At 73.3% G+C, this 11210-nt stretch carries 12 protein-coding genes; 7 read left to right on the top strand and 5 right to left on the bottom strand.

The window, feature by feature from the left end; translation table 11 throughout:
- The first annotated feature begins 88 nt into the window (after positions 1-88).
- From ACFVYR_RS31730 to ACFVYR_RS31720, 3 genes are read left to right on the top strand one after another with little or no spacing between them, the layout of a single operon-like run.
- Positions 89-844 (top strand): CPBP family intramembrane glutamic endopeptidase, encoded by a 756-nt coding sequence (locus ACFVYR_RS31730; protein WP_384263941.1) that lies wholly within the window; start codon positions 89-91, stop codon positions 842-844.
- A 1-nt stretch (position 845) separates the two neighbouring features.
- Positions 846-1187 (top strand): PadR family transcriptional regulator, encoded by a 342-nt coding sequence (locus ACFVYR_RS31725; protein WP_384263944.1) that lies wholly within the window; start codon positions 846-848, stop codon positions 1185-1187.
- Positions 1184-1948 carry a hypothetical protein gene (locus ACFVYR_RS31720; protein WP_384263946.1) on the top strand — a complete coding sequence of 255 codons (765 nt, stop codon included), beginning with the start codon at positions 1184-1186 and terminating at the stop codon, positions 1946-1948. The genes ACFVYR_RS31725 and ACFVYR_RS31720 overlap by 4 nt, the downstream gene beginning before the upstream one ends.
- A gap of 72 nt (positions 1949-2020) precedes the next feature.
- Here the strand turns inward: ACFVYR_RS31720 and ACFVYR_RS31715 are convergent, their stop codons facing one another.
- The 5 genes from ACFVYR_RS31715 to ACFVYR_RS31695 all read right to left on the bottom strand — a co-directional run bounded on the left by ACFVYR_RS31715 (position 2021) and on the right by ACFVYR_RS31695 (position 6957).
- A complete protein-coding gene (locus tag ACFVYR_RS31715; protein ID WP_384257564.1) occupies positions 2021-3469 on the bottom strand; it encodes a peptidoglycan D,D-transpeptidase FtsI family protein in 1449 nt (482 codons plus the stop codon).
- A gap of 126 nt (positions 3470-3595) precedes the next feature.
- Positions 3596-4258 (bottom strand): response regulator, encoded by a 663-nt coding sequence (locus ACFVYR_RS31710; protein ID WP_384257567.1) that lies wholly within the window; start codon positions 4256-4258, stop codon positions 3596-3598.
- Positions 4255-5514, bottom strand: coding sequence for a sensor histidine kinase (locus ACFVYR_RS31705; RefSeq protein ID WP_384257569.1), 1260 nt, complete (start codon positions 5512-5514; stop codon positions 4255-4257). Before ACFVYR_RS31705 ends, ACFVYR_RS31710 begins: the two co-directional genes overlap by 4 nt.
- Before the next feature lie 189 nt (positions 5515-5703).
- Positions 5704-6180: a GNAT family N-acetyltransferase gene (locus ACFVYR_RS31700; RefSeq protein WP_384257571.1), complete on the bottom strand. Its 477-nt coding sequence runs from the start codon at positions 6178-6180 to the stop codon at positions 5704-5706.
- Between the two features lie 3 nt (positions 6181-6183).
- On the bottom strand, positions 6184-6957 hold the full coding sequence (locus ACFVYR_RS31695; RefSeq protein ID WP_384257574.1) for an IclR family transcriptional regulator: 774 nt from the start codon (positions 6955-6957) through the stop codon (positions 6184-6186).
- A gap of 159 nt (positions 6958-7116) precedes the next feature.
- Here ACFVYR_RS31695 and ACFVYR_RS31690 point away from each other — a divergent pair, with 159 nt between their 5' ends.
- From ACFVYR_RS31690 to ACFVYR_RS31675, 4 genes are all read left to right on the top strand, one after another.
- The gene (locus tag ACFVYR_RS31690; RefSeq protein ID WP_384257576.1) at positions 7117-8649 is read left to right on the top strand and encodes an aldehyde dehydrogenase (NADP(+)); all 1533 of its coding nucleotides are present in this window, start codon (positions 7117-7119) and stop codon (positions 8647-8649) included.
- A 4-nt stretch (positions 8650-8653) separates the two neighbouring features.
- Positions 8654-9262 carry a DUF1349 domain-containing protein gene (locus ACFVYR_RS31685; RefSeq protein ID WP_384257578.1) on the top strand — a complete coding sequence of 203 codons (609 nt, stop codon included), beginning with the start codon at positions 8654-8656 and terminating at the stop codon, positions 9260-9262.
- Between the two features lie 106 nt (positions 9263-9368).
- A complete protein-coding gene (locus tag ACFVYR_RS31680; RefSeq protein WP_384257581.1) occupies positions 9369-10085 on the top strand; it encodes a DsbA family oxidoreductase in 717 nt (238 codons plus the stop codon).
- A 22-nt stretch (positions 10086-10107) separates the two neighbouring features.
- Positions 10108-11163 (top strand): aminotransferase class V-fold PLP-dependent enzyme, encoded by a 1056-nt coding sequence (locus tag ACFVYR_RS31675; RefSeq protein ID WP_384257583.1) that lies wholly within the window; start codon positions 10108-10110, stop codon positions 11161-11163.
- The last annotated feature ends 47 nt before the right edge of the window (positions 11164-11210 follow it).

The following is an 11210-nucleotide window of genomic DNA, read 5'->3' as shown; positions in this document are numbered from 1 at the left end:
CGCGTCCCCGGGGCCCGGCGTCTATAGGTTGTATTCCTGACTAGGTCGCTATACGGTCTAGATAGCTCAAACGCACAAGGAGGGCTCCATGACCATCTCGCCCGACTTCTCCGTCGCATCGACGGCCGTCACCGCCACGCTCGCCGTCTACCTGCTGTTCGCCGAACCCTTCACCGGCCGCCGGATGTACCGCTCGCTGGCCCGCCGCAGGGACACCGAACCCGGCGCCCTCGTCCGCTACTTCGGCCTGCTGCTCGCCCTCTCGTGGGCCCTCGCCGCCCTCGCCGTGGCGGCGCTGCTGCTCTCGCCCGGCATGGAAGCCGCCGACCTCGGCCTGGCCCTCCCGGAGCGGCCCATCTACGCCGTCGCCGGGATCCTCCTCTGCACGGCGATCGCCGTGACCTCCGGACGGAACTTCCACGACCTCGCCGAGCGCGGCAGGAACGTGCCGGGACTCACCGCCATCGAGGCGATGCTCCCGCGCACCACCGAGGAGCGCAGGCTCGCCGTCGCCGTCGCCGTGAGCGACGGCCTCTGCGCCGAACTGGTCTACCGCGGCCTCCTCATCGCCTTCGGCGTCGGCGCGCTCGGCCTCAACCTCTATGCGGCGGCGGCCCTCTCGGTCCTCGTCTACGCGGTCGCCGGCCTCTACCAGGGCCGCCAGGGGATCCTCGTCTTCGCCCTCTTCGGCGCCGTGTTCACCGGCCTCTACCTGGCCACGGGCAGCCTGCTGCTCCCCGTCGCCGTGCACATCGTCCTCTCGGTACGCGACCTGACGCTCCCGGCGCCGGACAAGCCGCGCGCCGCCCACACCGCCCGGCCCACCGCCCGAAAGGCAGAGTGAAGTGACCGACCGCCGCGCCAGCTGGTTCAAGGGCGTACTCGACCTCCTCGTGCTCGCCGCCCTCACCGACGGTGAGAGCTACGGCTACGAGATCGCCAAACTGCTCGGTGCCGCGGGCTTCGGGCAGATCAAGGGCGGCACCCTCTACCCGGTGCTGAACCGCCTTGAGGAGGCGGGCCTGGTCTCCGCGGAGTTCCGCGCGACCGAGAAGGGGCCCGGCCGCCGCTACTACCGGCTCACCGACGCCGGCCGCGACACCCTCGGCGAACAGGGCGGCCTCTGGCTCGCCTTCGACGGATCCGTACGCGAAGTCCTCGCGAAGGCAGGAGTGACCCCTCGATGAACACCACGGAAGACATGAACACGCGCCACCGGCAGGACGGTTACCTCATCGGCCTCGCCGAGCGGCTGCGGGCGCACGGCCTGCCCGCCGACCGCGTCGAGGCGACCGTCGCGGACCTGGCCGCGCACCTGGAGGAGTCCGGCGCGAAGGACGCAGAGGCCGAGTTCGGGCCCGCCGAGGAGTTCGCCGCACAGCTGGTGCCCGCCACGGGGGAGCGGGCACCGCAGGCGCCGGAGGAGCGGGTGGAGACCTGGCGCTGGACCGCCGACACCTACGTCGACGAGGAGCTCCTGAACCGCTTCGGCGACGAGGGCTGGGAGGTCGAGCGGGTCGACGCCGTCGGCCGCTTCGTCAGCCGCCGCGACATGGCGCAGCCGCAGCGCTGGGAGTACCGGCGCGAACTGATCACCCGCGGTCGCGAGGGCCTGGACGAGCGGCTCGCCCCGGACGGCTGGGAGGCGTGCGGGACCTGGCTGATCTACGCCTGGTTCAAGCGGCCGAGGGCGGCGAGCCTCGGGCCCGCGGCCCGGGTGGAGTCCCCGCCGCCGGTGCCGGAGCGGTCCAGCTTCTTCAGCGGACAGTTCTACGCGCTGCTGACCGTGCTCGCCGTCGCGGTGCTGGCCGGCGGAATCTCGATGACCACCCGCGACGGCGACGTCGGCTCGGGGATCGGCTTCGTGGGAGGACTGCTCGCCGGCGCCGGGGCGGTCGCGGCGGTGGTCTGGGCCCTGCGGACGTGGCAGGAACGCCACCGCTCCTGAGACCTGTCAGGGGGCGGGGTGGTGGACGCCGGTCATCCGGCGCCCACCACCCCGCCCCCTCGCCGATTCGGCTCAGCGCTTCAGCGCCGCCTGCATCATCGCCTTGGCGATGGGCGCCGCGAGGCCGTTGCCGCTGACCTCGTCGCGGGCCGCGCTCGACGACTCGATCATCACCGCGACCGCCACCTGCTTGCCGTCGGCGCCCTTGGCGTACGACGTGAACCAGGCGTACGGCGTCTGGCTGTTGTTCTCGCCGTGCTGGGCCGTGCCCGTCTTGCCGCCGACCGTCGCGCCGGCGATCTGCGCGTTCGAACCGGTGCCCTTCTCGACGACCGTCCGCATCGCGGACTGCAGGCCCTTCGCGGTGGACTCGTCCATCACGCGCTGGGACTCCCCGTCGTCGTACCTCTCCAGGACGTCGCCGCCGGAGTCGCTGATCTGCGAGACCATGTGCGGCTTGACGAGCTCGCCGCCGTTGGCGATGGCCGCCGACACCATCGACATCTGCAGCGGCGTCGCCGTCACGTCGAACTGGCCGATGCCGCTGAGCGCCGTCTGCGCCTTGTCCATGCCCGACGGGTAGACGCTCTTGCCCGCGCGCACCGGGACGTCCAGCCTGTCGGCGTTGAAGCCCAGCTTCTCCGCCATCTCCTTGACCTTGTCCTGGCCCAGGTCGACGGCCATCTTCGCGAAGACGTTGTTGCAGGAGTACTGCAGCGCCGTGCGGATGTCGGCGTTCTCGCAGGGCGCCGACCGGTTCTCGTTCTCCAGGACCGTCCGGGTACCCGGCAGCGTGTACGGGTTCGGGCTGCTCGTCCTCGTGTCCACCGAGCCGTAGAGGCCGTCCTCCAGGGCCGCCGCCGCGACGACCAGCTTGAAGGTCGAGCCGGGCGGCAGCGGCTGCCGCAGCGCGCGGTTGACCATCGGCTTCTCCTTGTCGGTGGTCAGCTCCCGCCACGCCTCGGAGTCCGTGGAGCCGCTGATCCTCGACGGGTCGTACGACGGTGTCGAGACCATGCCGAGGATCTTGCCGGTCTCCGGGTCGACGGCGACCGCGGCGCCCTTGATGTCGCCCAGCGCCTTGTACCCGGCCTTCTGCACCGCGGGATCGATCGTCGTCACGACGTCACCGGGAGCGGCGCGCTTGCCGGTGAGCGTGTCGAGCGGGGTCTTCAGCCGGGTGTCGGTGCCGTCGAGCAGGTCCTTGTAGATGCCTTCGAGCTGGGTGGCGCCGTAGACCTGGGAGCTGTAGCCCGTCACGGGTGCGTAGAGGTCGCCGTCCTTGTAGGTGCGCTTGTACGCGAGGTCTCCGCCTTTCGTCCGCTCGGAGCCGGTGATGGCCTCACCGCCCACGATGATGTCGCCCAGCGGGTTCGCGTACTGCTCCATCGCGTTGCGCCGGTTGTGCTTGTCGTCCGCGAGCGCCTTCGAGTCGTGGAACTGCACCCATGTCGCCCGCACCAGCAGGGCGAGCACGAGCAGCAGTGCGAAGACCGAGGCTTGCCTGATCGTCTTGTTCATCCCGTGGAAGGACGAACGGCGGCGAGGGGTTCGTTCCCTTCTGATGCGCTTCTGTCCGTTTTCTCAGAGAGTCCTCAGACAGCAGCGAGTCCTCAGACAGCAGGGAGTCCTCAGCCGGCCCCGCGCTCAGCCGGTCCGCATGAAACCGGCCTCGTACGCCGCGATCACCGCCTGGGTGCGGTCCCGCGCGCCCGTCTTGGCGAGGACGGACGCCACGTGCGTCTTCACCGTCGCCGGGCCGACCCCCATCCGTCCGGCGATCTCCGCGTTCGTCAGCCCCTTCGCCATCAGCCGCAGCACCTCGCTCTCCCGGCCGGTGAGCCGCGCCACCCAGGCGGGCGGGGCGGCCTCGGCGCGGCCGTACTCGGCGGCCAGGGCGCGGACGGCCGCGGGGAAGAGGAGGGAGTCGCTGCGCGCGACGAGCCGGACCGCCTGGACGAGCTCGTCGGCGTCCGCCCGCTTGAGCAGGAACCCCGCGGCTCCCGCGCGCAGCGCCTCGTACACGTACGCGTCGTTCTCGAAGGTCGTCACCACGACGACGCGCGGCGGGCAGGACATCGTCCGCAGGATCTGCTCGGTGGCGCGGATGCCGTCGGTCTCCGGCATCCGGACGTCCATCAGGACCACGTCGGGCCGCAGCTCCCGTACGACGGAGACGGCCTCGGCCCCCGTCGCCGCCTCGCCCGCCACCTCGATGCCCGGCTCGGCGGAGAGGATCGCGCGCAGGGCGGTGCGCACCATGCGTTCGTCGTCCGCGAGGACGACCCTGATGTTGCTGTTCGCCGTCATGGCTGTCCCTTCAGCGGAAGTCGTACGTCCAGTCGCCACGTCGTCCCGCGCACGGGGCCCGCGTCGGATGTGCCGCCGAGCAGCCTGGCCCGGTCGGCGATGCCGCGCAGGCCGTGGCCGCCGCCGGGCCGGGAGCCGGTGGAGCGGGGCGGCAGCGGGTTCTCGGCGGTGACGGTCAGGTCGGGTCCTTCCACGGCGATGCGCAGGGTGACGGCGGTGTCATCGCCGCCGTGCCGCAGCGCGTTGCTCAGGGCCTCCTGCACGATGCGGTAGGCCTCGCGGGAGACCAGCGGGGGCACGGCGGAGGGCTCCACGTCGACGGTGGCGGCCACCCGGAGGCCGCCCGCGACGGTGCGCCGCAGCAGGCCGTCCAGGTCGGCGGCGAGCGTGGGCGCCGGCGCCGTCGGACGGGCTCCGTCGGCCTCGCGCAGCACGCCGAGCACGGCGTCGAGTTCGCCGACCGTGCGGCGCGCGGTGTCCTCGATGGCGGCCAGCGCCTCGCGTACGAACTCCACGTCGTGGTCGAGGACCCGGCGGGCCGCGCTCGCCTGGAGCGTGACGGCGCTCAGGGCGTGCCCGACCGAGTCGTGCAGCTCGCGGGCGATGCGGTTGCGCACCGCGAGCTCGGCGGCGCGCCGCTCGGCTGCCGCGAGCCGGTCGGCGGGCGTCGGCCCGAGGAGGCCGGGCGCCCAGCGCGCGAGCAGCCCCCCGGCCGCGGCGGCGCACGCCGCGAGCGCCGCGAGCGAGGCGACGCCGATGACCGGCGAGAGTGCCAGCAGCCAGCCCTCGCCGAAGACCGCGGGCAGCCCGATGAGACCGCCCCCGAGCAGGGCGAAGAACGGCAGCGCGATGAGGACGCCCGCGAAGGGCGGCAGCGCGAGCGACATGCCGCTGATGACGCCGCCGAGCCCGAGGTGCAGGGTGAACCACGCGGCGGTGCGCCCGCGCGCCGCCCGGGACCGCGCGGGCCCGTCGGCGAGCGACTCGTCCGGCACCGCGCACAGCGCCCGTACGGCGGCCACCGACATCGGCCGGGTGAGCGGGAAGAGCGCGGTGACCGCGGCGAGCGGCAGCCCGACCGCGAACGACGTGAGCTGGGCGCCGAACGAGCCGAAGAGGCCGCTGTCGCCGAAGAGCGGCCCGACGACGACGGAGCCGACGAAGACGTACGGCATGGCGAGGGCGCCGCCGAGGATGAGATGGACCCACCGGCGGCGCACCCGGCGCCCGAACAGGGCCGTGGCCAGGGCCTTCACGCCGCCGACCCCGCCCGCTCCGTGCGGGCCGGACGCGGGGAGCCGGTGGGCCGGTGGGCGGTGTCCCCCGGACGTCGTGAGCGGGTCGGGGGCAGGTACAGGATCTTCGTCATGCCCCGACGTTCCCCGCGGCGCGGGCGCGGCGCCTCCCGCGCCGTGCTGATCCGCCTCCGCCGCGCGGGGGAGGGCTCAGCCACCGCGCAGGACGAGAACCACCTCGTCGATCTCCGCCTGCCGCGCCGCCGCGTACCCCCGCTCCCGCGCGGACACCCGGAACCCGCACTTCTCAAGGACCCGCAGCGAGCCCGCGTTGTCCGCCGCCGCGCGGGCGTACAGCGGCCGCTCGAGGAACTGGGCGAGCAGCGCGCACAGGGCGGCGGTGGCCAGGCCCCGCCCCCAGTACGCGCGATCGATCCAGTACGTGACCTCCCGCTCGCCGGGCGTCCCGTACACCCCGGCGCTGCCCACCACGTCCCCGTCCACGAGGACCGTGCGGACGTCGACCTCGGCGGAGGCCCGCATCGTGGCCCAGTGCGCGTCGAACCTGTCCCGGTCGGCCGGGTCCTCGGGGGTGAAGGCGGCCATGTGGCAGGACTCGGGGTCGTTCATCTGCCGGAAGAAGACGGGCAGATCACTGTCGTGGACCGGGCGCAGGCTGACATCCATGGCTCAGAGCCTACGAGTTGCCAGTGTCAGCCGGTCGCGTGCGTCGAACAGGGCGTCCTTCACCATCTGTTCGTGCGCGGGCGTGAGCCGCGCGACCGGCACCGAGCAGCTGATGGCGTCGCGCGCGGGGGTGCGGTAGGGGATGGCGACGCCGAAGCAGCGCAGCCCGAGCGTGTTCTCCTCGCGGTCCACCGCGAAGCCCTGCTCGCGCACCGCGCGCAGCTCCTCGATGAGCTGCTCGCGGTCGGTGATGGTGTGCTCGGTGAGCGCGGGGAGCGTCTCCGGGAGCATCTTGCGGACCTGCTCGTCGGTGTGGGTGGCGAGCAGCGCCTTGCCGAGCGACGTGGAGTGCGCGGGCAGGCGGCGGCCGACCCGGGTGAAGGGCCGCAGGTAGTGCTGGGACTGGCGGGTGGCGAGGTAGACGACGTTCGTGCCGTCGAGGCGGGCGAGGTGGATGGTCTCCGTGGTGTCGTCGGAGAGCCGGTCCAGGGTCGGCCGGGCGGCGGCCACGACCTCGTCGCCGTCGATGTACGAGGTGCCGACGAGCAGGGCGCGTACGCCGATGCCGTACCGCGTGCCGGTCGCGTCCGTCTCGACCCAGCCGAGCTCGACCAGCGTGCGCAGCAGCATGTAGAGGCTCGACTTGGGGTACCCGACGGCCTCCTGGACCGCGGCCAGGGAGTGCATTCCCGGACGGCCCGCGAAGTACTCGAGCAATTCCACCGTCCGCACCGCGGACTTGACCTGCGCACCGCCTCCGGTCTCGCCAGCCGACATCGCCCTTGACCCCTTCGAACGCCGAGAAATAGTCTCCGAGTCCCCGACCATTCACCGATGGGGACGGCGTTCAGCATATCGAACAGCCCTGGTGAGTGGCGCCCCTCCGGCAAGACCCCTCACAAGACCCTGGCAGTACCTCTGGAAAGGGAATCCGCGGTGGCAGCAGCACCAGTCTGGAGTGTCGACCCCCGAACCGGGAAGCAGCGCGAGCAGGTCGCGGTGGAAGCCACAGCCGAGGAGGTCGACCTGGCGGTCCGCGCGGCCAGGGACGCCGCGCCCGCCCTGGCCGACCGCACGGTCCGCGCCGCCTTCCTGCGCACGGCGGCGGACCTCCTCGAAGAGGCGAAGGGCCACCTCGTGGAGGCCGCGGACGCCGAGACCGCGCTCGGGCCCGTCCGGCTCGCCGGTGAACTCGCCCGCACCTGCTACCAGTTGCGCGCCTTCGCCGGCATCGTCGACGAGGGCGCCTTCCTCGGCGTCGTCATCGACCACCCCGACGCCACGGCGACCCCGCCCGTCCCGGACCTGCGCCGTTACAAGATCCCGCTCGGTGTCGTCGCGGTCTACTCCGCCTCCAACTTCCCCTTCGCCTTCTCGGTGCCCGGCGGCGACACCGCCAGCGCGCTCGCCGCGGGCTGCCCCGTCGTCGTCAAGGCCCACCCCGACCACCCCGGCACCTCCGAGCTCGTCGCCTCCGTGCTGCGCAGGGCCGCCGCCCGGCACGACATCCCCGAAGGCGTCCTCGGCCTCGTGCACGGCTTCGAGGCGGGCGTCGAACTCGTCAAGCACCCCCTCGTCGCGGGCGCGGGATTCACCGGCTCCATCCGGGGCGGGCGCGCCCTCTTCGACGCGGCCGCCGCCCGGCCCGTGCCGATCCCCTTCCACGGCGAGCTCGGCTCCCTCAACCCCGTCGTCGTCACCGAGGCCGCGGCCGCCGAGCGCGGTGAGGAGATCGGCACCGGCCTCGCCGGGTCGATGACGCTCGGCGTCGGCCAGTTCTGCGTCAAGCCCGGCCTGGTCCTGGCCCCCGAGGGCGCGGGCGGCGACCGGCTCGTGAAGTCCCTGACCGACGCGGTCAGCAACACCGGGTCCGGCGTGCTCCTCGATCACCGCATGCGGGACAACTTCGTCGCCGGGGTGCGCGAGCGCGCCGAACTCCCGGACGTCCACGCCCCGGTGACACCCGGCGCGGGCGGCGAGCACACCGTCAGCGCGGGCTTCCTCACCGTCCCCGCCGCGCGCCTCGCCGCCGAAGGCGCGCACGACCTGCTCCTGGAGGAGTGCTTCGGCCCGGTGACCGTCGTCGCGCGGTACGCCGACGCCGCGGAGATCACCGCCGTCCTCTCCCGCCTGCCGGGCAACCTCACCGCCACCGTGCAGCTGTCCTCGGACGAGGCCGCGGGGGAGAGCGGCCGGGGCGCCGAACTGCTCGCCGAGCTCACCCCGCTCGCCGGGCGCGTCCTCGTCGACGGCTGGCCCACGGGCGTCGCCGTCGCCCCCGCCCAGCACCACGGCGGCCCCTACCCCGCGACCACGTCGACCTCGACGTCCGTGGGCGGCACGGCCGTCGAGCGCTGGCTGCGGCCGGTCGCGTACCAGAACACGCCGGAGGCGCTGCTGCCGCCGGAGCTGCGCGACGACAACCCGCTGGGACTGCCGCGGCGCTACGACGGCCGCCTGCAACACTGAGGCCATGGACGTCACGATCCCCGAACTGCCCTTCCCGCTGCGCACCTACGGCCCCGAGGGCCACTGGTCCCACGAGGACGGCGTGCTCACCGGCTGGGCGGGCGCCCGCCAGGACCGCTTCGTCGCGCCGACGGGCGAGGCGCTGGAGCCCGCCTCCGACGCGCCGCGCCTGCTCGGTGCCCCGGAGGGCGACTTCCAGCTGATCGCCCGCGTCACGGTCGGCTTCGCCGCCGCCTTCGACGCGGGCGTGCTGTACCTGCACGTGGGCGAGCGCGAGTGGGCCAAGCTCTGCCTGGAGCGCTCCCCGGACGAGCCGACGATCTGCACGGTCGTCACCCGCGGCCACTCCGACGACGCCAACGCGTTCGTGGTGGACGGCACCAGCGCCTGGCTGCGGATCAGCCGTACGGGCTCGGCGTTCGCCTTCCACGCGTCGACGGACGGCGAGCGGTGGACCTTCGTGCGGATCTTCTCCCTCGGCGACGAGGAGTCGGCGGGCGCCGCGCTCGTCGGCTTCATGGCGCAGTCGCCCGTCGGCGAGGGCTGCGTGGTGACGTACGACCACATCGAGTTCCGCCCGAACTGGCCGAAGGGGCTGCGGGACGGCTCGTAGACCCGGGAGCGGTACCGGGAATGCGACGCTTTGCCCGTACGTTGACGCGGGGAGCGGAGGCTGCCTCCGTGCCCACCCGATGTACGACCTGAAGAGAGCCACACACATGCGCGTCGAGATCTGGAGCGACATCGCCTGCCCCTGGTGCTACGTGGGCAAGGCCCGCTTCGAGAAGGCGCTCGCCGCCTTCCCGCACCGTGACGGCGTCGAGGTCGTGCACCGCTCCTTCGAGCTGGACCCGGGGCGCGCCAAGGGCGACACCGGGCTCGTCCTGCCGATGCTCATGCAGAAGTACGGCATGAGCGAGGAGCAGGCCCGCGAGGGCGAGCGGCGGCTCGGGGAGAACGCCGCGGCCGAAGGACTCGACTACCGCACGGAGGGCCGCGACCACGGCAACACCTTCGACATGCACCGCCTGCTGCACTTCGCCAAGGAGCAGGGCAGGCAGGACGAGCTGATCGGCCTGCTCTACCGCGCGAACTTCGCCGAGGAGCGGTCCGTCTTCGCGGACGACGCGCGCGTCGTGGAGCTCGCCGTCGAGGCGGGCCTTGACGAGGGCGAGGTGCGGGCCGTCCTCGCCGACCCCGAGCGGTACGCAGACGACGTCCGCGCCGACGAGCGCGAGGCAGCCGAGCTGGGCGCGAACGGCGTGCCGTTCTTCGTCCTCGACCGCAAGTACGGCATCTCCGGCGCCCAGCCCGCCGAGGTCTTCTCGCAGGCCCTGGAGCAGGCGTGGGGCGAGCGCGCGCCGCTCACCACCCTCGCGACGGCCGACGGCGGCGATGCGTGCGGGCCCGACGGATGCGCGGTTCCGCAGGCCTGACACGCCGCATAGGTTGATCCCCATGGAGTCCATGGGGATCAACACCGGTACGGAATTCGCTCCCACGTCGACGTATCTGAACACCGCGAGCTGCGGTCTTCTGCCGCGCCGCGCCATCGACGCGATCCGGACGCTCGCCGTCGAGAATGGTGCGGGGAGGCCGGGCGGCGCCGGTGACTTCGAGGTGGTGGACGCGGCGCGGGCCGCGTTCGCCCGGATCGTCGGCGTGGCCAAGGGCCGGGTGGCGGTCGGCGGGTCCGTCGCCGTGCACGCCGGGCTGATCGCCGCCTCCCTGCCCCCGGGCGCCGAAGTCCTCGTGCCCGAGGGCGAGTTCGCCTCCATCGTGAACCCCTTCGTGCTGCGCGGCGACCTCAAGATGCGGTACGCGCCGCTGGACGGGCTCGCCGAGGCCGTCACGCCCACGACGGCGCTCGTCTCCTTCTCGGCCGTCCAGTCCGCCGACGGCCGCACCGCCGACCTGCCCGCCGTCCGCGCGGCGGCCGCCGCCCACGGCGCGCGCACCCTGCTCGACGCGACCCAGGCGGTGGGCTGGCTGCCGCTGGACGCCGACGCTTACGACTACACCCTCACCGGCGCCTTCAAATGGCTCCTGTGCCCGCGCGGCGTGTCCTTCCTGACCGTGCGCGAGGAGGTCCAGGACTCCCTCGTCCCGCTGCACGGCGGCTGGCTCGCCGCGGCCGACACCTGGCACTCCACGTACGGCCCGCTCACCGAACTCGCCCCGGACGCCCGCCGGTTCGACGAACCCACCGCCTTCCTCGCCTACCACGGCGCGGCGGCGGCCCTCACCCTCGTCGAGGAGACGGGGATCGACGCGATCCACGCCCACGACACGGCGCTCGCCGCCCGCTACCGCGCCGGACTCGCGGAGCTCGGCCACGTCCCCGTGCCGGGCCGCGCCCCCATCGTCTCGGTGCCCGGCCTCGCAGACCGCGCCGCCGAGCTGACCCGGGCCGGCATCCTCACCTCGGCACGGGCGGGACACCTGCGGGCGACGTTCCACCTGTACAACACCGAGGCGGATGTGGACCGCCTCCTCGACGTCCTCTCCTGCTGAGGCCTGGCGCGGCGGGCCGCGGAACGCCAGGGTTGACAGGACGAAAC

This window comes from Streptomyces sp. NPDC058284 (assembly GCF_042881135.1).
GTDB lineage: Bacteria > Actinomycetota > Actinomycetes > Streptomycetales > Streptomycetaceae > Streptomyces.
Note: the sequence above shows the minus strand (reverse complement) of the source record. Positions and strands in the feature narration are given on the sequence as shown.